General features: G+C 43.2%; 21 protein-coding genes, 2 tRNA genes and 2 pseudogenes. 10 read left to right on the top strand and 15 right to left on the bottom strand.

Annotated features, from left to right (window positions below; all coding sequences use genetic code 11):
• Positions 1-21 precede the first annotated feature (21 nt).
• On the bottom strand, positions 22-1389 hold the full coding sequence (locus J5O05_RS16500) for a YjiH family protein (protein WP_208843002.1): 1368 nt from the start codon (positions 1387-1389) through the stop codon (positions 22-24).
• A 71-nt stretch (positions 1390-1460) separates the two neighbouring features.
• Positions 1461-2522 (bottom strand): outer membrane protein assembly factor BamC, encoded by a 1062-nt coding sequence (gene bamC, locus J5O05_RS16495; protein ID WP_208843001.1) that lies wholly within the window; start codon positions 2520-2522, stop codon positions 1461-1463.
• A 339-nt stretch (positions 2523-2861) separates the two neighbouring features.
• Here bamC and J5O05_RS16490 point away from each other — a divergent pair, with 339 nt between their 5' ends.
• Together J5O05_RS16490 and bcp are read left to right on the top strand one after the other, a co-directional pair.
• A complete protein-coding gene (locus J5O05_RS16490) occupies positions 2862-3395 on the top strand; it encodes a glycine cleavage system transcriptional repressor (protein WP_208843000.1) in 534 nt (177 codons plus the stop codon).
• 9 nt (positions 3396-3404) lie between these two features.
• Positions 3405-3872, top strand: a complete 468-nt coding sequence (gene bcp / locus J5O05_RS16485; protein ID WP_208842999.1) for a thioredoxin-dependent thiol peroxidase — start codon at positions 3405-3407, stop codon at positions 3870-3872.
• A gap of 32 nt (positions 3873-3904) precedes the next feature.
• Here the strand turns inward: bcp and queE are convergent, their stop codons facing one another.
• Entirely contained in the window at positions 3905-4570 is a 666-nt protein-coding gene (gene queE, locus J5O05_RS16480) for a 7-carboxy-7-deazaguanine synthase QueE (RefSeq protein ID WP_208842998.1), read from the bottom strand.
• A 126-nt stretch (positions 4571-4696) separates the two neighbouring features.
• Between queE and queC the strand changes: the two genes are divergently transcribed.
• Positions 4697-5356, top strand: coding sequence for a 7-cyano-7-deazaguanine synthase QueC (queC, locus tag J5O05_RS16475; protein ID WP_208842997.1), 660 nt, complete (start codon positions 4697-4699; stop codon positions 5354-5356).
• A 209-nt stretch (positions 5357-5565) separates the two neighbouring features.
• Positions 5566-5796 carry a hypothetical protein gene (locus tag J5O05_RS16470; protein WP_208842996.1) on the top strand — a complete coding sequence of 77 codons (231 nt, stop codon included), beginning with the start codon at positions 5566-5568 and terminating at the stop codon, positions 5794-5796.
• A 13-nt stretch (positions 5797-5809) separates the two neighbouring features.
• Here the strand turns inward: J5O05_RS16470 and J5O05_RS16465 are convergent, their stop codons facing one another.
• The 11 genes and pseudogenes from J5O05_RS16465 to rlmE form a co-directional block, all read right to left on the bottom strand.
• Positions 5810-6757: an ATP-grasp domain-containing protein gene (locus J5O05_RS16465; protein WP_208842995.1), complete on the bottom strand. Its 948-nt coding sequence runs from the start codon at positions 6755-6757 to the stop codon at positions 5810-5812.
• A gap of 271 nt (positions 6758-7028) precedes the next feature.
• The gene (locus tag J5O05_RS16460; RefSeq protein WP_208842994.1) at positions 7029-9062 is read right to left on the bottom strand and encodes a UvrD-helicase domain-containing protein; all 2034 of its coding nucleotides are present in this window, start codon (positions 9060-9062) and stop codon (positions 7029-7031) included.
• A 95-nt stretch (positions 9063-9157) separates the two neighbouring features.
• Positions 9158-11395, bottom strand: a complete 2238-nt coding sequence (locus J5O05_RS16455) for a TonB-dependent receptor (protein WP_208842993.1) — start codon at positions 11393-11395, stop codon at positions 9158-9160.
• A gap of 233 nt (positions 11396-11628) precedes the next feature.
• Positions 11629-11713, bottom strand: a tRNA-Leu gene (locus tag J5O05_RS16450).
• A gap of 19 nt (positions 11714-11732) precedes the next feature.
• Positions 11733-11817: transfer RNA gene (locus tag J5O05_RS16445), tRNA-Leu, on the bottom strand.
• A gap of 28 nt (positions 11818-11845) precedes the next feature.
• Positions 11846-12193, bottom strand: coding sequence for a preprotein translocase subunit SecG (gene secG / locus J5O05_RS16440; protein ID WP_208842992.1), 348 nt, complete (start codon positions 12191-12193; stop codon positions 11846-11848).
• Positions 12194-12944: pseudogene (gene tpiA / locus J5O05_RS16435) on the bottom strand (triose-phosphate isomerase).
• 78 nt (positions 12945-13022) lie between these two features.
• Complete coding sequence (glmM, locus tag J5O05_RS16430) at positions 13023-14363, bottom strand: phosphoglucosamine mutase (protein ID WP_208842991.1); 1341 nt, start codon at positions 14361-14363, stop codon at positions 13023-13025.
• Positions 14356-15205, bottom strand: a pseudogene (folP, locus tag J5O05_RS16425) (dihydropteroate synthase). Before folP ends, glmM begins: the two are co-directional and overlap by 8 nt.
• 260 nt (positions 15206-15465) lie before the next feature.
• Positions 15466-17379 (bottom strand): ATP-dependent zinc metalloprotease FtsH, encoded by a 1914-nt coding sequence (gene ftsH / locus J5O05_RS16420; RefSeq protein WP_208842990.1) that lies wholly within the window; start codon positions 17377-17379, stop codon positions 15466-15468.
• 68 nt (positions 17380-17447) lie between these two features.
• Positions 17448-18077 (bottom strand): 23S rRNA (uridine(2552)-2'-O)-methyltransferase RlmE, encoded by a 630-nt coding sequence (rlmE, locus tag J5O05_RS16415; RefSeq protein ID WP_208842989.1) that lies wholly within the window; start codon positions 18075-18077, stop codon positions 17448-17450.
• A gap of 87 nt (positions 18078-18164) precedes the next feature.
• Between rlmE and yhbY the strand changes: the two genes are divergently transcribed.
• The gene (yhbY, locus tag J5O05_RS16410; protein WP_208842988.1) at positions 18165-18458 is read left to right on the top strand and encodes a ribosome assembly RNA-binding protein YhbY; all 294 of its coding nucleotides are present in this window, start codon (positions 18165-18167) and stop codon (positions 18456-18458) included.
• On the opposite strand, the gene J5O05_RS16405 is transcribed toward yhbY, so the two are convergent.
• Positions 18455-19624, bottom strand: a complete 1170-nt coding sequence (locus J5O05_RS16405; protein ID WP_208842987.1) for a serine hydrolase domain-containing protein — start codon at positions 19622-19624, stop codon at positions 18455-18457. The genes yhbY and J5O05_RS16405 overlap by 4 nt on opposite strands.
• A gap of 96 nt (positions 19625-19720) precedes the next feature.
• On the opposite strand from J5O05_RS16405, the gene J5O05_RS16400 reads away from it, so the two are divergent.
• The 5 genes from J5O05_RS16400 (at position 19721) to J5O05_RS16380 (ending at position 23959) form a co-directional block, all read left to right on the top strand.
• Entirely contained in the window at positions 19721-20524 is an 804-nt protein-coding gene (locus J5O05_RS16400) for a hypothetical protein (protein ID WP_208842986.1), read from the top strand.
• Between the two features lie 217 nt (positions 20525-20741).
• Positions 20742-21539 (top strand): MipA/OmpV family protein, encoded by a 798-nt coding sequence (locus J5O05_RS16395; protein ID WP_208842985.1) that lies wholly within the window; start codon positions 20742-20744, stop codon positions 21537-21539.
• The gene (locus tag J5O05_RS16390) at positions 21529-21936 is read left to right on the top strand and encodes a DUF3019 domain-containing protein (protein WP_208842984.1); all 408 of its coding nucleotides are present in this window, start codon (positions 21529-21531) and stop codon (positions 21934-21936) included. Before J5O05_RS16395 ends, J5O05_RS16390 begins: the two co-directional genes overlap by 11 nt.
• Positions 21936-22640 carry a response regulator gene (locus tag J5O05_RS16385; RefSeq protein WP_208844555.1) on the top strand — a complete coding sequence of 235 codons (705 nt, stop codon included), beginning with the start codon at positions 21936-21938 and terminating at the stop codon, positions 22638-22640. Before J5O05_RS16390 ends, J5O05_RS16385 begins: the two co-directional genes overlap by 1 nt.
• Positions 22641-22657: 17 nt before the next feature.
• Complete coding sequence (locus J5O05_RS16380; protein ID WP_208842983.1) at positions 22658-23959, top strand: ATP-binding protein; 1302 nt, start codon at positions 22658-22660, stop codon at positions 23957-23959.
• Positions 23960-24041: the final 82 nt, after the last annotated feature.

The raw sequence follows: 24041 nt of genomic DNA, 5'->3' as shown, positions 1-24041 counted from the left end.
AAAACGAGGCTTTTTTCTTCTTTAGGCTACTAGCCAATGTGCCATTAAAGTAATAACGGGTAACGTAACAATTGTACGTAAAATAAATATCAGGAATAACTCCCAAAGATTCACTGGGATTTTACTGCCAAGCAGCAACGCGCCCACTTCTGACATGTAAATCAACTGCGTTACACTCATCGCGGCAACAATAAAGCGCGTAACATCACTTTCAATGCTGCTCGCAGCAAGTATGGATGGTATAAACATATCCGCAAAACCAACAACAATGGTTTCCGCCGCTTTCTCTGCTTCAGGAATTTGCAGCAATTCTAAGAATGGAATAAACGGTTTGCCCAAGTATTGGAAAATCGGTGTGTATTCAGCGATGATGAGCGCGGTTGTACCTACCGCCATAACTACAGGCAATACAGCAAAAACCATGTCCAATGCGTTATGAGTACCTTCTTGCAACGTTCCTTTCACGCCGGGTGCTTTTTGCGCTTTCAGTAACGCTACATCTAGCGCGTGTTTAAACAAGGTTTTGCCCTCAGGCACCGCTTCTGCGTTTTCATCTGCTGGCGAACCATCAATGTAAACTTGTTTTTTGAAACGAAGAGGTGGAAGACGCGGAACAATAAACGCGGCAACAAAACCGGCCAAACAGACGGTGAGATAAAACGGCGCAAATAAGTATTCTAATTTCACCTGTCCGATTACCACTAGACAGAATGTAATAGACACCGCTGAAAACGTCGTACCGATAATCGCAGCTTCGCGCTCAGTGTAAAATTTTTCTTCATATTGGCGTGCAGTCATCAAAATACCTACGCTACCATCACCTAACCATGAAGCGACACAGTTCACCGCACTTCGGCCAGGCACACCAAACAACGGACGCATCACCTTAGTAAAAAGCGTACCAACGAGTTCGAGTAACCCGAAATTAAGCAGCAATGGTAACAATAAACCTGCCAAGATAAAGACAGAAAAGAGTACAGGTAGCAGATCATGTAACACTAAGGTCCCAGTATTGTCTGAGTGAATAGCATGGGGGCCAACCTTAAAATAGGTCATCAGAATAAACACCATGCCTGCCAAGCGAGTCACTAACCAAATAGGGCTTACTTTGAACAAATGCTGGATGATATGTACATGACGAAACGGTTTAACATTAAATACCGACACCGCAAGGCTCATCAGCCCCGTAATACAAACGATAGCGACGATCAGCGGATGAATAAAGGGCGCAACAAATTGTTGAACATTTTTTGCCATTACAGCAATAGGAATGGTGACAACATCGCCAACAGGCACTGGAGTCATAAACAAGAAAACCCCAATCAATGAGGGGACGGTGAACGCAAACAGCGTACGCCAGAAGTCTGGCGAGGTGCGACTGATAGCCATAGAATTTTCCACTTAAGTAAAACGAAGAAAAGAGCTTGCGCTCTTTTCTCTACCCTATATTTCTAATTATTTTAGAGTCTTACGTCCTTTTGACGCACTGCATTTAGAAGGCCTTGTTGTAGCGCCTGAACTGCTTGAGCATCGAGTACTTGGTCATTTCCGTTTTGCCAAGTTAACACACTTCCACCTTCTTTATTGGAGGAAATCTTGATGGTGTACTTGCCGTTTTCCAGAGGTAGTGATGGTATTGAATCACCCCAAATTGAATTCCATATGCTGTCTTCCGGCTTCTCGTAGGTTACAGCTATCGTTGATTCATCAACATTCACTTTGTCGACCGTGAAGCTTAACCCTTCAAGTAAACCAGATACTTTATCGAAAACATGTTCGAACGCCGTTGACAACACGAGTGCCGAATTACCTTCTTCATCTGACCCGATTTCAATCGCTAACTGGCCTTCCGATTGTCTTATTTCTGCTAATAAACGGCGATATTGATAATCGTATTCAGTGACGACTTCGTTTAGCGCACGCACTTCAAGTTGTTGCTTCAAAAGGTCGGTTAACGGAATATCATCACTACGATAATCAATCAATTCGACAACTAAACTCGCTGTACGTTTGTGTTCTTGTTGTTCGATGCGAAATTTGAAACGCTGCTGAGACGGTGACTTGGTATCTTCCCAAAACCAGCCATCTTTTGGCTTGATGAGCGTGAACCAACCACTTTCGATTGTCCCGGTTGCTTTATCTGAGCGTTCCGCAGTCACGTTATTTGAAGTCAGTGCACCTTGGGTCGCCATCCAAATTGAATCCGCTAAATCTTTGATGCCATCATTTTTGTCAAAATAAACGCGTGAAACTTTATCGCCCTCTTCTATCCATGTGCCTTGCGCAACAGTCAATACTTGCTGTGGCGGACGAAACCCTTTGGGTTCTTCTTGGCTCTCATATTGAGCGATATCCATTTTAAAATCAGGATCGATTTCTGGAGCTTTTAATGTACTTGGAACTTTGACAGGCGCATTTGCTCGGTAATTACGAGGATGGTGCGCGTCATTGGTAAAAATACTACAACCAGATAGTGTTAATAGAACACCGCAAGCCAATGACGTTTTAACCCAATACTGCACTAAATTTCTCCTTAGCAAACCCTTTATTGTCGTTCTCGTATATGAGTGGGTAATGCCGAAATGGTTCATTTACTTTGATAATTTTTTTACCGCTAGCCTAAGGTATTCGCCAATCTACGACGGCGATTAGTAAAATTGAGCCTTATGTTACTTTCAGCCGCATACAAACACAAGTAACTATGCCAATGATGGTCGTAAATAGAAAATTTGCTATAACGCGGTAAAGTTTAGAGATGGCGATAAAGAAAGCATCTATGTTATTCTCGGACGCTTGCCATCTAGATGGTGGCAAAAATAGCAATTTATAACTAGGCTCTGTCGCAACACTAGGTATTTTTCATGGCAACTTTTGCAAATCAACAATTAGTTTTGACAGCAATTGGCGAGGATCGCCCTGGAATAGTCAGTGAATTAACAAAATTAGTGAGTGATTGTCACTGCAACATCATTGACAGTCGCATCGCAATTTTGGGAAATGAATTCACCTTTATCATGCTTTTATCTGGGGATATGGCGGCATTGTGCCGTGTAGAGCATTTGCTGCCCCTAAAAGGTATGGAAATGGGTTTATTGACGATGATGAAGCGTACTTCACAGCATATTCCGGGAGAATATAGTGCAGGTTATACGCTCGAATATCACGGTGTGGACACACCGGGCACACTCAGTAAATTTACCGGATTTTTTGCTGAGCAGAACATCAGCATTTGTTCTCTTAAATCGGATACTTACGAAGAAAATGAACAGTTAATGATGCGCTGTGAAATAGAAGTAAATATTCCTGTTGAAGTCGACAGTGACGAATTCAAAATGAAATTTGAAGATCTTTCTCGCAAGCTAAACGTAGATTATATTTTCAGACGCATTCGCTAAGGATATCCAATGAATAGACTTCAAGCGGGCGACAAAGCCCCTCTTTTTACACTATTAGATCAAAACGGTCGTGAGGTAAGCCTTGCTACACTGTTAAAAGACCAACAAGTACTCGTCTATTTTTACCCCAAAGCACTTACCCCTGGTTGTACTGTTCAGGCGGAAAACTTAAGAGATCAGAAAGATGCTTTGGCACAGTTAAACACCATCGCGGTTGGCATTAGCCCTGACGCGGTTAAAAAGCTAAAAAACTTTGAAGATAAAAAAGAACTAAACTTCCCCCTTCTTTCAGATGAAGATCACGCAATTGCAGATGCATTCGGTGTATGGGGACCAAAGAAATTTATGGGTAAAGAATACGATGGAATTCACCGTATTTCCTTCCTAATCGGTCAAGATGGCCTTGTGAAGCACGTATTCGATAAGTTCAAGACAAAAGACCATCACCAAGTGGTAATTGACTTCTTGTCAGCGTAAACCTTTAAAAAAGCCCGCATCTGCGGGCTTTTTTAATTGATACCTAAATACTTATGCACTTGCACGGAAAGGCGCCAGTTTTTCGCTTTACATACTTCAATCGCCAGTTTCGTTGCTTTCGCTTTTTGGCTAATAGGCTGCAGATATACTAGCGCTGGACGTGTACCAGTACGCTCAAATAACGCCTCTAACTCTTCAACGTGCTTGTTCATAGCAATTGGGTGCTTAATTTCGTTTGCTCGCTGCATAGCTGACGTTAGTACTTCGTATCCGCCACGCATATTTATCTTTGGTGATACAGTTACCCACGTTTTCTCTGGGGCAAGTATTTCAAATGTGCCGCTTGTTTCTATTTGAGTGGTATAGCCATGTTCGTGCAGCATATCACAGAGTGGATTTAAGTCGTACATACACGGCTCTCCGCCGGTGATGACAACGTGTTTGGCTTGATAACTACGTTGTTGGAATAATTCAAATATTTGCTGTGCTGATGCATTCGCCCAAAGATCAGAATCTGCTTTCTTTTCTACGGTTTGCTCAAGACTAACTAAATACGTGTCATTCACTTCCCAAGTTTGTTTCGTATCGCACCACGCACATCCAACAGGACAGCCTTGTAGGCGAACAAAAATAGAGGGCGTGCCGGTGTAACTCGCTTCTCCCTGGATAGTTTCGAATATTTCGTTAATTTTATACAAAGCAAATCTCTTCTTTACGACTCAATCAGTTTCTTAATTTGCACAGGTAAATTTGTCATTTCTCGTGCGGCCGTGTAGTATATCGCGCCCTGACTTAAACCTCTATCAAAATCGAGGCATTTATCTATGAGTGAAAAAGTTGTCGTAATCTATTCTGGTGGTATGGATTCATTCACCGTATTAAATAAAGCCGTACAGCAAGGATACGAGGTTTACGCGTTGTCGTTTAATTATGGTCAACGACATGTAAAAGAATTGAAGGTTGCGGAAGATGTTTGTCGTAACCTAGGTGTTAATCATAAAATCGTTGATATTTCGGCCATTAATCAATTAATTGGCGGTTCGTCACTGACCGACAATATCGACGTGCCTGAAGGCCACTACGAAGAAGAAAGCATGAAAAGTACGGTTGTACCAAACCGAAACATGATCTTACTTTCTCTTGCTGTGGGCTACGCCGTTTCGTTAAAAGCGAACAAAGTTTACTACGGTGCGCATTCAGGTGATCACGCTATTTACCCTGATTGCCGCCCCGAATTCGTGAAAAAAATGGATGATGTTTGCCGTATCGCAAACTACGAAGAAATCGAAATTGTTTGCCCATACCTAAATGAAAGCAAAATTGAAATCTTAGCCGATGGTTTAAAAATGGGTCTCGATTACGGTCAAACATGGACATGTTATAACGGTCGCGAAAAAGCTTGCGGCAAATGTGGCGCCTGCCAAGAGCGCCTAGAGGCGTTTGAAATTAACCAAGCTCAAGACCCGCTTCCATACGAAGTTTAATAATCGCTTTTTATGAGAATAGCACAACATAAGTGCTATTCTCATCGCCCCCGACTATTGATACCACCTGCATTTCAGACGCGTTTATTGCCTGTCAAACAAGTCGTCCTGAAAATCGCCAAGAAGTCGAATTGTAACAAATGACTTCTGTCACTATTTCTACAAAGCGTTTCAACCTATACTACTGTTCAAAACAGAAGGAGAAACGTATGGCTTCAACAACAATGGCTTTTCTAATCGCGACCATTGCTATCGTTTTTAGCGTGATAAGCAAAATATTTACTCGGTATTTTGACTATAAGAAAAACTCAGCAAAGGATGCAGAAGACAATGCCCAACTCACGAATGAAATAATCGCGCTAAAAAAGCGTATTGAAGTGCTTGAACAAATCGTGACGGAAGATGGTTATCAGGTAAAGCAACAGTTTAAGAGCTTATAAAAATAAAGCGGTTTTAAACCGCTTTATTTCCTTCCATATTCGGTTTTTTCGTTTTGTCGAATATCCCTAAGCGAATACGGATAAAATGCAAAATTTCACGAGCAACATCAATATCAAGCGCGTTTTCTAATCCTTCAAATCCCGGACTTGAATTCGCTTCGCATATTTTGAAATGTTCATCATCAAAGAGTAAGTCTATACCTGCCACATCCAGATTCAGAATATTTGCCGTTTGTGTTGCTAACCATTCTATTTCTGGCGTGATTGGGTGTGGTGACCCCTGCGCACCAGCGCTAATATTGGCTTTGAAATTCTTGCCACCTGAATTTCTTTCCATGCATGCCACCGCACGACCACCAATCGTGAATACACGCAGATCGCGCCCGTGACTTGATTTAACAAACTGCTGTAAAATAATGTTTGCTTTAGGGTTAGTCGCTTCAATTAGTTGCATTAAATCATCAAATTCGCTGCGCGTTTTTGATAAAAACACGCCACTCCCCTGAGAACCAGACAACGTCTTAATCACAACCGGAAAGCCTATCTGTGATTCGACTAAATCGATGTTCACGGGAAACTTGACCAACATCGTCGTTGGCGTAGGCAAATTTTGCTGCGCAAGGATCTGCTGTGCATAAAGCTTATCTTTTACCACTTCGATAGAATGCGAACTGTTAAAACAATGCACGCCTAATCGTTCTAAATGACGAATAATAGCTAGGGCAAAGTATGTTGTTCCAGCACCCATTCGAGGTAATACGAAATCAGGAAGCTCCACAGGTGTACCATCGATAAGTACGCTCTTCTCGTCTTCTCTGGTAACCATCAAGTCAAATTGATCGGGTGAATAGACTTTCAGATCGATGTTTTCTTCTTTGGCTACTTGCATCAATCTATCAATTTCATAGGTCTCTTGTTTGATTAGATTGGCAACATCTTTATAGATTATCCATCCACGCATGTCATGCTCACTTAAATTTGAAGTGTATGCTGGAATAAACTTATCGTCGCATTAAGAAAGTAGCTTTTGTTAAAAATCAAGCTACTAAATGCACAAATTTGAGTTTATCTGGCATAAATTTTTGCAAAGACGCGAATTATCTGAGTAATTTGACACCCTGTACAACAAAAATATTTTATCTTTTCGATATATTAATCAAATCAGGACGGTCGCACATATGGGGTGAAACCAAACTTTCGCTTGGCAAGTATAGCGCGTAGCCAACAGCCTGTTATGACAATTCTGCGATAAAATCACTTGGGTTTGATTTGTCGTAAATAAGGAATACCTGTTTTTTGGCACGAGTTAATGCAACATAAAATAGTCGTCGTTCTTCAGAATCTGGAAATTGATCCTGCGGTGGTAATAGTTTATCGAGCAAGCCGGGTAATTTTCGTCTACTCGGAAAGCCATCTGAACCATTTCGTAGCCCTAACACTATCGTGTAGTCGGCCTCTTTACCCTTTGCAGCGTGAACCGTCATTGTGGTGATAGAGGTGTTTGGAAAGCGTACACGCAGTGTTGTAAGCATTTCCTGAGATGGTAAGTCTTTTGAAAAGCGCGCGAGTACAAGCAATGTGTTTTGTGTATTGGGCTGCTCTTTTGCTATTTGCTCTAGTGTTACGTGGATCAATGCGGCTAAATCATCCAATTCACGATCCTGTGGGATTAAGCTAAATGGCGCGTGCAGAGCTTTGTCGAACGCACTCAGCGCTTTGACACACTGATTCGGATTTCGACAGATGAAATCACTCGATACCGATAGTAAATTCTGATGGAATCGAAAGGTTTTATCCAACGCTTGTACCGTCGATGGAGAGAAGTAGGCTGAGAAATTCGTTGTTAAACGAATATCAGAACCGCTAAAACGGTATATTGCTTGCCAATCATCGCCTACCGCAAACAGTTGTACGTGGCGACCACGTTGCTGAATGACTTGCAACAGCTTGGCGCGACTTCTTGAAATATCCTGAAATTCATCGACTAAAATATGTGTCCACGATGGAACAAATTGTCCTTTTTGAACGTAACCAATGGCTTTTGCGATCATGTCTGAGAAATCAATTTCGTTTCTAGACTTCAGATGCATGGTGTACTCAGAGAGTAGTTTGAGCACGACATCTAATTCATCCGAATGATTAACGCGCAATGCATCCAACGATTCCGTGATTTGATATTCTTTAAAAGCCTGCATCAAGTCGGTTAGGAGTTTAATGGTACGTTTACCCGCGAGAGTACCTAAAAACACTTTTAGCTCAGAGTTCAGCTCTTGTTTAATTGGGTTAAGAAAGTCACTATTTAACTCAACAAATTTTATAAACTGAAGTTTAAACGCACTTTCATCAAGCAAAGTAAGTAAGGTGCGGTAAACAAATTGGTGAAATGCATTAAGGTCCGTTGCGAACACGCTCAATTTCGGCGTTTCACCCTCAACTTTTCTCAGAATGGACAACCCTAAGCTGTGAAAAGTTTGCGCCTTGACACCGTCTGCTGATGAGGATTTAGATAAACGCTCTTGCATTTCTTTTGCCGCATCGTTGCCGTAAGCTAAGAGGAGTATTTGTGATGGTGAAGCATACCCCGCTTTAACTAAATACCCTGAGCGAGCCACCATGACACTGGTTTTTCCACTTCCCGCAGCAGCCAGCAACAACTGATTTTGTTCTTGCCGGATACAGGCTAATCGCTGCTTTTCCGTTAATGGATTACGCTCGATGGTATCGAAATAAGACTTATATTTTTCAAGATAATGAGCTTCAAAAGACGCTTTAAACTCCTCAGCATCTTGCAATGACCACTGTGCAATTTCTTCCAATGTACAAAGTGCGTGCGTAAGTTCGCTTTCCAGATCTGCTGTTTTCCACCAGTGTCGCCAAGGCTTAAGTGTGGTTTTTGCCTTCGTTTGAATTTCGTTGAAAATCGCCTCGGACAAATAGCGACGAGAAAGGAATGACTCCAGCTTAGCGACTTGCATTTTAACTCTAGAGCCATGTGCTTGTGCCCACAACGTTTGACATGACAGGATAAACGGCTTGCTGTTACTCGCCAAACCCGAAAATCGACTTTCATGAGTTTGCTTTGACAAACCTAACGTACACCAAGGAAAGCGTCGAGCTAAACTAGGAGGCGTTTCAATTTGAGTCCATGAATAGGATTCGCTACTTGTTGGACGAGTGATTACTAAGCCCTCATCTGTTGCAACAAGGCGTTTCCATCGGACAAACGGGCGAAAAATACGACTGGGGAACTGAGAAAAAGCGGCCAAAGCGACAGTCCATTGAAACTTTGTGCCATGATAGCAGATTCAAAATAGGGAGCAAACGAGAACGTTGCTCCCTATCGTCTTAGGCAAGTGTGGAATTACAGTTCGAATTCTTTTTTGAATTTGATACCGAATTCGCTGCGGTCGTTACTGCGCATTACGCCAACAAAACCACTTTGTTGTAAACGACCAACGTCATACACTTCATTAAAGATATTCTCGCCGTATAACGTGACTTCCATATCGCCGTATGGGTTTGTGTACGACAAGTTGAAGCCGAATAACTCTCGAGATTTAATTTTCTCACTCGGGCGAGATACTGACTGACCTTGCATATCACTGCGATACGAGTAGTTTGCGTTAAACGCGATCGTTGCACCGCTATCCAAATCATAGAAATAAGATGGGGCAATCATCACTGTCCAACGAGGTGTTAGCGCTGGTGAATCACCTTTGCCAATACCAAGAACACCGTCGTCTACTTTTGTGATTTCAGAATCTAAGTAACCTACCGCTGAGCGAATTGAGAAATCATCTGTAATTGCTACGGTTGTCTCAAGTTCAATACCTTGAGCTTTTGATTCACCTGCGTTTTCAACGATTGTGACAAAGCCACCACCCGCTGTTGGGTCATTAAATGGTAGCGCCAAATCGGTGTAATCAGTCACAAACATCGCCAACATCATTGAAACACGCTCGTGGACTTGTCCTTTGAAACCAACTTCGTAGTTAATTGCTTTCGTTTCTTCAAACGACACGAATTGAGCAGGACCACCAAAAGGACGTGGTGGGAAGCCGCCACTTTGATAACCTTTTTGGACTTGAGCATACACGTTCATATCATTATTCAGTTGATACGACGCGTTCATATCCCATGTAACTTCATTGAAGTTAGCCGTTTCGTATTTACGAGCAGGAAAGCTTGGGAACAATGCGTTCGCCGCCTTTTTATCTTCCGAATAGCGAAGACCACCACCGACTTTAAGTGCGTCACTTAAGCTATAACTTACGTTAACGTAAGCCGCATAAGCATCCGTTTCTTGATTTACGTCGAAATAGCCATAGTCACCAAACGAGGCTGTTGTACCATCGTTTAGTAGGCCGTTAGGCGTGTTCCATGGGCTGAATACGAATGGACCGGATTTAGTAAATCCGTCTTCGTTAAAGTAATAAAGACCAGATACAAAATCCATGTTATCGAAAGAACCGTTAAGTTGAAGTTCAAACGAGTATTGGTCTGCGCCACCCTCTTCTGGGAACTCGGATAAATTTAATGCAACTGCATCATCATCCAAACCACCTGTGTAATCAGACGTACGGTAGCTGGTAATAAATTTCGCTGTGTAATTATCATCTAATTGCCACTGTGCCGTAATTGCAGAACCCCAGCCAGAAAAATCTGTACTTTCGATACCCGCAACAGTTGTTGCTAGGTCGTCTGGGTTACTTGGTAGCATATCAGGCGTTAGTAGCGGGAAATCACCATTAAACGGATCATTTGCATCAAGTGGTGCCGTAAATTCGATTGTGTATGGAGATTGACCTGATTCATTGTTTACCGCATCAAACGAAGCAGTCAAAGAGAAATCTGAGGTTGGTTGCCATTTGAATGCAACACGTCCGCTCACTTCTTGCTCTTCACCAATTTCTTTTTCAGGATTCGCTAAATTGATGGCTGTACCAACGCCATCACGTTGTTTGTAAGACAAGCTACCAGAGAAGCTAAGCTCATCATTTAAACGCGTGTTTGCGTATAAGTCCGTCGCAAGACGGCCACGTGAACCAACTTTTGCTTGTACCGTTGCGATGTCTTCATCACCAGGTTGTTTTGTGATGACATTTACCGCACCACCTAGCGTATTACGGCCATACAGTGTGCCCTGTGGACCACGTAGTACTTCTACTCGCGCAATGTTAGGTAACGAAAGGTTAGAACCCATCTGACGACCTAAGTAAACGCCGTCGACGTATACACCAACGCCTGGATCCGTCGTGATGATGTGGTCCTGAAGACCAATACCACGGATGAATACAGATGCGTGTGCCGCATTACCCACACCGTAACGTGTAATATTTAGATTTGGAACATATTTGCCAATGTCATCAAGATTACCGATATTGGCTTTCTCAATGGTGTTTTCACTGATTGAAGTAATGGCTGTTGGGGTTTCGAACAGGCTTTCTGTACGTTTACGCGCGGTAACTTCGATTTTTTCGAATACGTTATTTTTTGCTTCTGCGTTGTCAGCAGCTAGTACTGAAGCAGGCATTGTAAGCGCGGTTAAAATGGCAGCCGAAATGGCAGTTAGGCCTCGACGAGGGAAAACTGAATTCATACTATCTCCAAAGGAAAAATCACCGTGTGTTCATGCAAAAGCATGTTGAAACAAATTGCACTTTGTTTCGGGCATAAAAAAAGATGCTGACGCATCTTTCCTCTGGAAGGGTATTATAATCATCTTTTCTACAAATTTGAATAAATAAATTATAATTTCCCATTTTGTCGACTAATCGTTTCAATTCACGAGACAAAAACAAAAAAGCCAGCAATTAGCTGGCCTTTTTAAATTGGTGCGAATGGAGGGACTTGAACCCTCACGCCCGAAAGCACTACCCCCTCAAGATAGCGTGTCTACCAATTCCACCACATTCGCAAAATTCAATAAAACAACTTGGTGCAGATGGAGGGACTTGAACCCTCACGCCCGAAAGCACTACCCCCTCAAGATAGCGTGTCTACCAATTCCACCACATCTGCGTAATTAGTTGTTTTTTTTAACGTTCACTTAGTTAGGAACGTCTGTAGCTGGTTTCTCTTCGCTAACCGGCACGTCAGAAGCTGGCGCTGCCTGCTCTGTCGCTACTGGTGCTTGTAGGTTTTCCCACTCATCAGTCTTTTTAATTTGACCGGCAGTTAGGTTACCAAGAACAATGCTAAGTACGAAAAACACTGTCGCTAAAATCGTTGTTGTTTTCGTCATGAAGTTGCCAGCACCTGATGAACCGAAAACGGTTGCTGAAGCGCCCGCGCCGAATGACGAACCCATGTCTGCGCCTTTACCTTGCTGAATTAACACCATTCCGATCAGGGCTAAAGCAACAATTAAATAGACGACTAATAATACTTCGTACATCTACACATTCCCTACTGCACTTTCACAGATACGTTTGAAAGCCTCTGGTTTTAGGCTTGCGCCACCAATTAGACCACCATCAATATCTGGTTGTGCGAATAATAAATCACAATTTTCGTCGTTTACACTACCACCATAAAGTAGTGGTAGTTTAGCCGCGAGAGACGCATCAGATTGCGCAATCAACTCACGAATAAATTTGTGCACTTGTTGTGCTTGCTCAGGCGTGGCAGTTTTACCTGTCCCAATTGCCCAAACGGGCATCGTATGCTACCACAGAGTTTTCGAGCGACGCTACACCTAATTGGTTTATTACCGCATTTAGCTGCACAGAAATGACCTTTTCAGTCAAACCAGCTTCGCGCTCTGACTCTGTTTCACCAACGCATAAAACGGGCGTTAATCCTGCTTCCTGTGCTTTGGCAAATTTTGCAACGAGTACTTCATTTGATTCTTTGTATAACGTTCTGCGCTCAGAGTGGCCAACGAGACAGTACTCACCGCCAAGCTCTGCGACTAACTTCGCTTCGACTTCACCAGTGTATGCACCCGCATCATGTTCTGAAACAGTCTGGCTGCCTGTTTTAAGTCCTTTCGCTGCAACGTTAGATAGCAGTGGAAATGGAGGAAAGACAACAACTTCTACACCTGGAAATTCTTTTGGTTGAATTGTGCTAGAAAATGTCTCAATTAGGCTTAAATTGCCATTCATTTTCCAATTACCAGCGACAATTCGCTTTCTCTGCGTCATAGTTAGCTCCGCACGTTAAGCGGACGAGATACTAGCTAAACTCGTCCTAAGTTACAAGAAGATTTTTATAGTTTTCAATTAGCTGCTCACAGATTCGACAACTTTAGCAATTTCCGTTGCAAAATCGATCACCTGTTTCTCTTGAAGCGCTTCAACCATTACTCGGACCACCGGTTCAGTTCCCGATTTACGCAGTAATACACGCCCTTTTCCGGCCAACTTTTGCTCCACATTTGCCACGGCGGCAAGAACTGCTTCGTGAGTTGTCGGATCCGTTCCTTGAGGGTAACGAACATTAATCATTTTCATTGGGTATTTAGTGAAACCCTCACGAAGATCATGAAGCGTCTTGTTTTGTGCGACCATTGCTGCAAGTACTTGCAAGCTTGATACAATACCGTCACCTGTGGCGATCAAATCCAAATTCAGTACATGACCTGAACTCTCACCACCGATTTTCCATCCTTTTTCTTTCAATAGTTCAAGAACATAGCGATCACCCACTTTTGAACGAGCAAACTCAATACCTCGCTCTTTCAACGCATTTTCAAGACCCATGTTCGACATCACGGTACCGACCACACCACCACCTAGTTGGCCAGTTTCATTGGCTTGATTTGCGATAATGTAAACAATGTCATCACCGTCAAATACGCGACCTTGATGATCGACCATCATCACACGGTCACCGTCACCGTCATACGCAATACCAACATCGGCGTTGTGTTCTAGCACCTTGCGTTTTAACGAATCTACGTGAGTCGCGCCGCATTCTAAGTTGATGTTTACGCCATCAGGAGTACAGGCATGACAAATTACTTCCGCTCCCAACTCTCGCATTACAGCAGGTGCGATGTGATACGTCGCGCCGTTCGCACAGTCTAAGACAATTTTTAAACCTTCTAGCGACAGCTCCTTGGGAAATTGGCCTTTACAGAATTCGATATAGCGGCCATCTGCATTTTCTAGTCGACGTGCTTTACCCAATTTATCTGAAGCCACGCACGTCATCGTCTGTTCAAGCATTGCCTCAATTTGCAGTTCAACTTCATCAGGCAATTTAGTCCCTTTACCGCTAAAGAATTTAATCCCGTTGTCATGATATGGATTATGCGAGGCACTAATAACAATGCCTGCTTCAGCGCGGAACGTTTGGGTTAAATAGGCAACGGCAGGCGTCGGCATAGGGCCTAACAAGACAACATCGATACCTGCAGCGATGAGTCCTGCTTCTAACGACGTTTCTAGTAGATAACCTGAAATACGCGTGTCTTTTCCAATAATGACCTTTTTAGTACCTTGCTTAGAAAGCACTTTGCCTGCAGCCCAACCTAATTTAAGCGCAAATTCTGGGGTAATTGGGAATTCCCCAACAAGGCCACGGACACCGTCCGTACCAAAATATTTTCTATTACTCATGCTCTACTCCGTTGCACGCGGCATGTAATACATTTAAAACATCAACTGTTTCTTTCACATCATGGACTCGAATGATATGAGTCCCTTTCTGAGCACATAACATGGCGCCCGCGAGGCTCGCGGCCAATCGCTCATTCGCGTCACGACTTAATAATTGACCAAACATCGACTTGCGAGACAATCCAGCTAGCACTGGCAGTTTTTGTTGCTCGAAAGCCTCAAACTGACCCAAAAGTTCAAAATTATGCTTAAGTGTTTTTCCAAAGCCAAAACCGGGGTCAAGAATAATTCGTTGTCGTTGAATACCGGCTGAAACACAGGCTTCAATTCGCGCTTCCAAGAAAGCCTGGATCTCGGCTAATAAGTTGTCATATTGAGGGGCGACTTGCATAGTTCTTGGTGCACCTTTCATATGCATCAGGCAAACTGGTACATCTGGATACCTAGCCAACACCGCTAAAGCGCCTACTTCTTGAAGTGCGCGAACATCATTAATGATGTCAGCACCAGCTTCAATTGCCTGCGCCATGACTTCAGGTTTACTCGTGTCTATTGAGATAACACAATCTGAGATAGCTCTAAGTGCTTTGACAACTGGAATGACACGTTGCAATTCGTCTTGAAGGGAAACATCAGGTGCACCTGGTCGTGTACTTTCGCCACCGATGTCAATAATCTGGGACTCCTTCATCAAGCAGCACGAGTGCCTGTTTGACAGCGTTGTCGATTTGATTGAACTTGCCACCGTCTGAGAACGAATCAGGAGTCACATTCAGTATGCCCATCACAATAGGGCGAGCGAGGCTAAGAGTTCTGCCTCGGGGTAATTGCAAAGTAAACATAATCACCTAAAAATCTAAAGTGTAAACATCCTGTTTAGGTACCTTTCAAATACTCGGTACTGTAGCCACCTGACGAAGACACAGCATCTAAGTAAGTAGAATGAGAATATGCAACACCTTACCGCTTTGTAGAATGTCGCTCTCTTTGTTTACTCGATTTCACTGTGTTAATGAAACATGGCCTAACTCATTCCATTAAACGCTTTGCTATAAAAAAGCCCCTGAGCGGGGCTTTTGAAGATTGCTTATTCTAACGCTTGTTACAGGTTATCATCAAGCTTGGTTTCAGTATTTTCTGAAACAGGCTTTGCATTTTCGTTGCTTGACGAAGGTTTGCTTGTCGTGCGCTTATCGTGAGCGTCACGAGGCTCGCGAACTTCAACTCGCGCCATTAAGTCATCAATTTGAGCCGCATCGATCGTTTCATATTTCATCAATGCGTCTTTCATTGCGTGCAGGATATCCATGTTGTCTTTTAGGATCTGCTCAGCGCGTGAATAGTTACGGTCAATAACTGATTTGATTTCTTCATCAATAAGTTTAGCCGTTTCGTCTGACATCGCCGTAGCTCTTGAAGAACCACCGCCCATGTACATTTCACCACTTTCTTCGATGTAAAGCTGTGGACCTAACTTTGTGCTTAAACCCCACTGAGTGACCATCTTACGGGCAATTTCTGTTGCACGTTCGATGTCATTGCTCGCACCCGTTGTCACTTTGTCTTCACCGTAAATAATCGCTTCAGCTAAACGGCCACCATAAAGACTTGAAATCATTGACTCTAGGTGTTGTTTAGAGTGACTAACGCGGTCCTGTTCTGGCAAATACATCGTTACACCAAGTGCACGACCACGAGGAATAATTGACACTTTATAAACAGGATCGTGCTCAGGAACCAAGCGACCAACAATAGCGTGACCAGCTTCGTGGTACGCTGTCATTTCTTTCTCTTGCTCGCTCATGACCATTGAACGACGCTCAGCACCCATCATGATTTTGTCTTTCGCCGCATCAAACTCTGCCATGCTGACGAGACGTTTGTTGCCACGGGCAGCAAACAATGCCGCTTCGTTAACTAGGTTTGCAAGGTCTGCACCTGAGAAACCAGGTGTACCGCGTGCAATCGTTGCAGCATCAACATTTTCATTCAACGGCACTTTGCGCATATGCACTTTCAGAATTTGCTCACGGCCACGAACATCCGGTAAACCAACAACGACCTGACGGTCAAAACGACCTGGACGTAATAAAGCAGGGTCAAGTACATCTGGGCGGTTTGTCGCAGCAATAACGATAATGCCTTCATTACCTTCGAAACCATCCATTTCCACAAGCATCTGGTTGAGTGTTTGTTCACGTTCATCGTGACCACCGCCCATACCCGCACCACGTTTACGGCCTACCGCATCAATTTCATCAATAAAGATGATACATGGGGCTGCTTTCTTGGCTTGCTCGAACATGTCGCGAACACGTGATGCACCAACACCGACGAACATTTCAACGAAATCAGAACCTGAAATCGTGAAGAAAGGTACTTTTGCTTCACCCGCAACCGCTTTCGCAAGTAGCGTTTTACCAGTACCTGGAGGACCCACCATCAAAACACCTTTCGGAATTTTACCACCAAGCTTTTGGAACTTTGATGGATCGCGAAGGAAATCCACTAACTCTGTTACGTCTTCTTTCGCTTCATCACAACCAGCGACATCCGCAAATGTGGTTTTGACTTGGTCTTCACTCATTAAACGCGCTTTGCTTTTACCAAAAGACATCGCGCCTTTACCGCCACCGCCTTGCATTTGACGCATGAAGAAAATCCATACACCAATAAGCAGTAACATCGGGAACCATGAAATGAAGATATTCGCGAGTAGCGATTGTTCTTCAGGTTGAACACCTTTGACGTTGACGTCATTGCGTAACAGATCATTAAGCAGATCTGGATCATACATTGGCATTGTTGTTTGGAAACGTTCGCCGTTGCTCTTCACACCGGTAACACTTAACGTACCACGGTCAATCACCACTTCGCGGATTGCTCCGCTGCGTGCTTCTTTGACAAATTGAGTGTAACTAGTTTGACGATCGATTTGATCGCCACCGTTAAAACTCTGAAACACTGACATTAGCACGACCGCTATCACCAGCCAGAGTATGAGATTTTTCGCCATATCGCTCAAGGAGTTAACCTCTTTAATCCAATTATAATGAAATCTGCTTGAAACTCTTGTTCACTGTACTACAGTTTATAGCCCGTCGCCACTATATACACCTCACGTGAACGTGGTCTTGACGCTTTTGGCTTGCGGATTTTTACTGTTTTAAAACAATCGCGCACACTTTGTACAAATTGGTCAAAACCTTCACCTTGGAAAACTTTAACCGCAAATGCACCATCTTTTTTCAAAACTTGGTGACACATGTCGAGCGCCAGTTCGACCAAATACATACTACCCGCTTGGTCTATAGACATGTTTCCGCTCATATTCGGCGCCATATCTGAAAACACCACATCAATGTTTTTGCCATCAATGCGTTTTAAAAGCGCATTAAGCACTGCCTCTTCACGGAAGTCACCTTGTAAAAATGCAACACCGGCAAGTGGATCCATTGGCAAAATATCACATGCGATGACTTCACCACGTTCACCAATTTGCTCAGCCAAGTACTGTGACCAACTTCCCGGTGCTGCACCAAGGTCAACCACATTCATGCCTGATTTAATTAGTTTGTCTTTGATTTGAATTTCTTCAAGCTTAAAAACCGCTCTCGAACGGTAGCCTCTACGCTGCGCTTCGTGTACGTAAGGATCATCAAAATGCTCTTTTAACCAACGTTTCGAGCTTGCAGAGTGCTTTTTATTAGCCATATTTACGTTTAACTCATTAGTAATATTGTTTAGATGGCGGTAGAATAACGATTATTCAAGCCTATTTATAAAGTAAATTGTACCAATATGACATTATCAAATAAACAAAAGCAGTTCCTTAAAGGGTTAGCACACGATCTTAAACCTGTGGTATTGCTCGGTGCGAATGGACTCACTGAAGGTGTATTAGCTGAAATTGACAGCGCTTTAGACATTCACGAACTGGTAAAAGTTAAAGTACCAAGCGAAGACCGCGAGATGAAAAAACTCGTGATCGAAGCGATTGTACGTGAATCAAAAGCAGTGAAAATTCAGACTATCGGCCACATTGTAGTGCTATTCCGCCAAACACCAGATAAGAAAATTCAGCTACCACGCTAATCTTCTTCTGCTACGAGTTGAGCCGAATTCCGGTTCAACTCTTGTTCTCGTTTAAGCACCTGCTCAACAAAATCTGTCGTTAACTCGTTCAACACAGCAGCTTCGGCGTTCAGCAATAAGCTAAACCCAATCTGTAGGCGAGGCATAATCACCACATCCGTTCGGTATCCTTGAACCCATCCACTGTGATAATAAATAGTTTCTTGGTCAAAATCATAAATCCGCCACCCTAAACCATAATGTGCGTCATTCACAAAATTTCGCCATGTACGACGTCGCAATTCCCGTTTAGTCAACGTATACGGACGACGTTGATTAACTAGGCCATCAAGTGGCAACACCGCCGGTTGTAACCCTAACTGCGCTTCAAGCCACTTTTCCATATCGGCTGCACTTGCATTGACCCCAGCTGCAGGTAACACTTTATAGTAGTTAGATTTGAGTTTTGCCGTATACCATCGCTTGCGACCCTTAACGTGAGGGAGCGCGTAATTGCCATCTCGCACCATATTGTCGTAACCAATCCCCCCGTCTTTCATGGATAAGGGGGCAAAAATGAAATCTCGGATCCATGTTTCATAGCTGATGCCCGTTGCTGCAGCAATCACATCACCAACAAGGCTAAACATCACATTTTGATAGCCATAACATTTGCCCGGCTCACAAATAGCCTCGACATTTAACAATCGTGCCTTAATGTCTTCATAAGGCATTCTAGACTCAATTAAATTGTCATAAGCATTAGGTACTAACCCACTAGAATGGCTAAGCAAATGGTAAACACGCAAGGTTTGATAATTGGAACCATGAAAGTACGGCAAATAGTCGGATACTAAAGCATCCAGTTTCAATTTTCCTTCCGCCGCAAGTTTTGCTGAAAGCGAGCCGGCAAAGGTTTTAGAGACGGATGCAAGACGAAAACGAGTGTGAATATCGACCTTCGAACCGTTTTTAATTTGTGTAACGCCAATCCCTTTCACTAAATTTTGATTGCTAACACTTACAATTGTCAAAGCAGCACCAGGTACCGATTTTGCTTTAAGTTTGCTCTCGACCTGCTTAGAATAGTCGCTCAGAAATTGTTTCCAACTTGTCGCAGGCGCTATTTTTGTTGTTGCGAAAAGTGGAGTCGAGAATAGTAAAGTTATAAAAATCAGATACTTCATGTTCGGATACAGTAAAAAATTCGACACAATAGTAACATGAACTTTGCAGACTTCTCACGTACAATGTCATTTTTTCAAACTCATAGGCGGACGTGCATGACCTTTCGGTTTAGTTTAATTTTAGCGATGCTTTTGCTTTCTGGCTGTCAATTGACTCAAAAGCCGGCTCCATTAATGGCTATTCCAAAAAAGCCGCCTTTGGCTAAGCGTGTATACGAAGTCGCTTACAACACCCCTGTTGAAAGTGCGCGCGTAAAATCCGTACAACTGCCAGCTCATCCTATTGCACGTGGCGATACCGTGAGCTTAAGTGCAAGTAAAGTCAGCTTAACGGACACATTAAAGGACTTTATCGTGTCAAACTTAACAGCCAAAGGGTTGAAAATCGTTGATGGCAACCAAGGGCATTACGTGCTCACAATTCACCAACTTGATTTGGAATTTGCAAAAGACCGCCTATATCAGTTGCAAGTTTCGGGTAACGCAGAACGCCTTGAAGTATTAAGTTCCATACCACAGCAGATGGAATGTAAATCTATTCTAGCGTCTGTCAGCATGCGCTTAACACACCAAAAATCCTCGGATGTCGTGTGGTTTGCAAAGGCATCCATTGACTCAGCAAGTTACCAAGCCCAGCCCTTGCGCTTCCAAATTAGTAAAGAACAACAAGTATCAAACGAGCAACAAGTGATGGAATTCGTTGAGTCACAAAATACAGAAGAAGCCCGAAAATCACGAAGCTCAACCCAAGTAAAAGTGCCAAAGTATGTCGTTAAAGACGTCATTTCACCACTTCAAAAACAAAGTGGCGCGTGTAATGAAACCGAAGTGAGTGCGCTAACTGCGGATATGCAAAAGCAGCTCTCGAAATTACTTATTGATAAAATCAACGTTAAGTAATTTCATTTCATCGAAGAGGAGAAGACCATTCTCCTCTTTAAAATTACCTCTCTCGCGTAAACGCCCACTTAAATCTTTATTCACTTTCCGAGTGACACGACCTCTTACATTTTTTTACAACCCAAAAACAAGACATTGTTTACAATGGACAAGTTAAATCGCTCGACCTATAGGCCTATTCATTTTGCTCCGTTTATTTAGTCTTTTATTGCTACTCATGGCTTTTACAAGCCAAGCTTCCAATCGCTTGTACGCCGACAATAATTTAGACTCTAGCGATGGCTTTTTGTGGGACTGGACGTTTGGCGCAGAGTACTACCACGAAGCACCCTTTCTTGTTGGTTTAAAAAACGACAACAATGGTCTCGAATTTAACGTCAACCTAGCCCTTTCATACAACGATTTCTATCTCGATTTTGATCAAAGCCAACTGACCGGCGGTGCGGTATTGGGCTACAAGCTATTTGACTCAGAGCCTTGGACTTTGGACATTATTGCCGTGCAATTACAGTCCGGTTTTGATGAATACGGTGGTGCAATTTATTCTGGACCACTAATTAAAGAATTAGAGGGTATCACTCCACGCCAAGCCGATTACGACGCAGGTCTTCGCCTTACTCGGACGAATGGAGACACTCAACTTAACCTTGAAATATTGCACGACATTGCGGGTGCGCATCAAAGTTTAATTGTTTCAACATTTATAAGTCACATTAGACCATGGAAAAACTGGGAGTTTCGCAGTGGCGTAGGTCTGAGTTACTACCCTAAAACGTATACAAATTACTATTTTGGTGTCACGCCAGAAGAAGCCCGAGCATTTCGTCCCGTCTTTGAAGCATCAAATGCCTTTGCGATGCAATTTGAGTTTCATGCAGAGTATCCGCTCAGTCGACATTGGGTCTTTTTAGGCGGCTGGCTTACAACTTGGTTTTCAAGTGGAATTGGGGACAGTCCGCTTGTAGAGCAACCTTATCAGCATAAAGCCAAGGTAGGCATCCGTTATGTCTTTTAAGTGGATCCCGACAAAAATCTGGGTCTTGTCCCTGTTTATTCTTCCGCAAGCAAAAGCGGACAATACTTCGTTGTCTGTTTCCGATCCGCTTTTCGAAGTACAACCAAACATCTGTGTTGCGCTTCGCGAAGGACGGCCTTGCTACACTGAAGTGACGTTCCAATGGCAATCTCCAGAAGCAAGTTCATACTGTATTCGTAACACGGAAACGGAACAGCTCATTGGGTGTTGGGAGAATCAATTAAAAACGCTGATTTGGTTTGAATTTAATGAAACCGAAACGCAATCCTATGAACTCATCAATCAGCAGTCTGGTCACACTGTCGCAACTGCAGAAATTCAGGTACAGTGGGTTTATACGAACCGGCAAAAGAAACGTCGATGGAGACTTTTTTAATGGAAAACTACGGCACGATTTTACTTGTAGAAGACGACGCTTCACTCGCTCAGTGGGTTGCGGAGTATCTCACCAATCAAGGCTATCAGACCTTTTGTTGTCCAAGAGGTGACCTTGCAGTCGAAGAAGTGAAGAAACTAAATCCAGATATTGTGCTGCTTGATGTCATGTTGCCAGGTCAAGATGGTATTAGTGTGTGTCGTTCACTGCGTCAGTTTTATCACAAACCAATTTTAATGATGACTGCTAAAGACGAAGAAATGGACGAAGTCATCGGCCTCGAAGTGGGTGCCAGCGATTACATTATCAAACCCGTAAGACCTCGTGCTTTGCTCGCCCGAATTAAATCGTCTATGCGTCCAGCGGCTGAACATGAACCGCTTAAAAGCAACAATAAAACCATTGCCGTTGGCGGACTTACTATTGATACCGAGGCTCGTAAAGTGCTGTTAAAAGGTGAGGAAATCAATATTTCCACATCAGAATACTTACTCCTTTCGTTTTTAGCCTCTAATGCAGGTGAAGTACTCTCTCGAGATGCGGTGTTCAAAGCCACTAAAGGTCGAGAATACGATGGTCTGGACCGAAGCGTTGATGTCCTTATTTCTGCACTGCGCAAAAAGTTTAATGACGACCCTCAAAACCCTGAAAAAATTAAAACCATTTGGGGTAAAGGCTATTTGTTTGTTCCGAGTGCATGGTAACGGTGTGGAGCAGTTGATTGCGTAAGCTCTATCTTTATTTGCTCGCCAGCGCGATATTGTCCCTCGTGATTTTGGGCTGGCTTATCGACAGTTTTAGCCAGACAACATTAGAAGTTGAAGACCGTTTCGCTTGGGAAAGTAAAATTGCGGCAGGTGTCGCCACGCATGTTTCCACCCTTCCAAGTGCTCTTCGCGCGAAAACAGCAGCCGCCTTAGCAAATGAATTCGATATCGACATACGCTTAAAGGAAGGTGCTACTCTCGCGCTACCTAAAGAACTCAAAACGGCAATGCTCGACCCTGAAGGGTTAATCCTTGAAGATCAAGCTGGTTTCTACCTATTGAAAAGTACACCAGATTTATTACCTGATTATCTTGAATTTCGTTTGGATAAAGTAGAAGACACCAGTGAACGCGACGACATGGCACTCACTCTCCTTTTCTACGCGGGTGTCTGCCTGTTTATGTGGTTTATCCTCTCACCACTTGCTAAGCGACTCACGGCCTTGACCAACGTTGCAAAACGATTTGCATCCGGTGATCTCTCTGCACGTATCGAAGTAAACCATTTTACGTACATTAAGGATGTTGAACTTACCTTTAATCGCATGGCAAACCAAATCGAAAAACTGCTGGCCGAAAACAAGTTGATGGCGTCTAGTCTCTCCCATGACATCCGCACGCCCGTTGCATGTTTACGTTTTGGTGTCGATGCGGCGCAAGACGCAGAAAGTTTAGATGAGGCACAATCGTATCTAACACGAATGGAGAACGATTTAGATCAAATGGAAGCGATGCTAAAAAGTTACCTTTCATTCGCAACGCTTGAGCAAAAGGCACAAGCGTTAAATTTCGAAGAAACGGCGCTTCGCCCTTATCTTACTTCATTGGCCGACCAACTCATGCCAAAAGCAAAAGAACGACATGTACAAATCAAAGTAAGCTGCCCAGTAAACTTTCCCATTGTCGCTGATTTGCATTGGCTTGCTCGTGCGATAGGTAACTTAATCAGCAACGCCTGTGATTTTGCCAAAGAACATATTTTGCTGAGCGCGTTTATCAAAGATAACCAAATTTTTATTACCGTTGAAGATGACGGTCAAGGGATTGCGAAAGAAAATTGGGCGCAAGTGTTTAAGCCGTTTTATCGGGAACAAACTCATCGAAATCGCGAGGGACAAAGCTATGGACTTGGACTTGCAATCGTTGCCAAGGTTGCGGATTGGCATCATGGCGATGTGTCGGTAGGACAAAGCGATGAATTACTCGGAGCCAAGTTTGTTTTTTCATTTCCATTGAAGCCTGTTCGAAAACTGTAAAATTCGCAGTACAGGCATACAATGGACACTAACATAATGATTTTAAATAGTTAAATTAGACATTAAGTCAAATAAGCGTTAA

The organism is Pseudoalteromonas xiamenensis, assembly GCF_017638925.1.
GTDB lineage: Bacteria > Pseudomonadota > Gammaproteobacteria > Enterobacterales > Alteromonadaceae > Pseudoalteromonas > Pseudoalteromonas xiamenensis.
Note: the sequence above shows the minus strand (reverse complement) of the source record. Positions and strands in the feature narration are given on the sequence as shown.

Coding starts and splice junctions, on each gene's coding strand:
- J5O05_RS16500 (WP_208843002.1), bottom strand. CDS start 1,389: ATGGCTATCAGTCGCACCTCGCCAGACTTCTGGCGTACGCTGTTTGCG.
- J5O05_RS16490 (WP_208843000.1), top strand. CDS start 2,862: ATGGCAACTTTTGCAAATCAACAATTAGTTTTGACAGCAATTGGCGAG.
- bcp (WP_208842999.1), top strand. CDS start 3,405: ATGAATAGACTTCAAGCGGGCGACAAAGCCCCTCTTTTTACACTATTA.
- queC (WP_208842997.1), top strand. CDS start 4,697: ATGAGTGAAAAAGTTGTCGTAATCTATTCTGGTGGTATGGATTCATTC.
- J5O05_RS16470 (WP_208842996.1), top strand. CDS start 5,566: ATGGCTTCAACAACAATGGCTTTTCTAATCGCGACCATTGCTATCGTT.
- J5O05_RS16465 (WP_208842995.1), bottom strand. CDS start 6,757: ATGCGTGGATGGATAATCTATAAAGATGTTGCCAATCTAATCAAACAA.
- J5O05_RS16455 (WP_208842993.1), bottom strand. CDS start 11,395: ATGAATTCAGTTTTCCCTCGTCGAGGCCTAACTGCCATTTCGGCTGCC.
- secG (WP_208842992.1), bottom strand. CDS start 12,193: ATGTACGAAGTATTATTAGTCGTCTATTTAATTGTTGCTTTAGCCCTG.
- glmM (WP_208842991.1), bottom strand. CDS start 14,363: ATGAGTAATAGAAAATATTTTGGTACGGACGGTGTCCGTGGCCTTGTT.
- ftsH (WP_208842990.1), bottom strand. CDS start 17,379: ATGGCGAAAAATCTCATACTCTGGCTGGTGATAGCGGTCGTGCTAATG.
- rlmE (WP_208842989.1), bottom strand. CDS start 18,077: ATGGCTAATAAAAAGCACTCTGCAAGCTCGAAACGTTGGTTAAAAGAG.
- yhbY (WP_208842988.1), top strand. CDS start 18,165: ATGACATTATCAAATAAACAAAAGCAGTTCCTTAAAGGGTTAGCACAC.
- J5O05_RS16405 (WP_208842987.1), bottom strand. CDS start 19,624: ATGAAGTATCTGATTTTTATAACTTTACTATTCTCGACTCCACTTTTC.
- J5O05_RS16400 (WP_208842986.1), top strand. CDS start 19,721: ATGACCTTTCGGTTTAGTTTAATTTTAGCGATGCTTTTGCTTTCTGGC.
- J5O05_RS16395 (WP_208842985.1), top strand. CDS start 20,742: ATGGCTTTTACAAGCCAAGCTTCCAATCGCTTGTACGCCGACAATAAT.
- J5O05_RS16390 (WP_208842984.1), top strand. CDS start 21,529: ATGTCTTTTAAGTGGATCCCGACAAAAATCTGGGTCTTGTCCCTGTTT.
- J5O05_RS16385 (WP_208844555.1), top strand. CDS start 21,936: ATGGAAAACTACGGCACGATTTTACTTGTAGAAGACGACGCTTCACTC.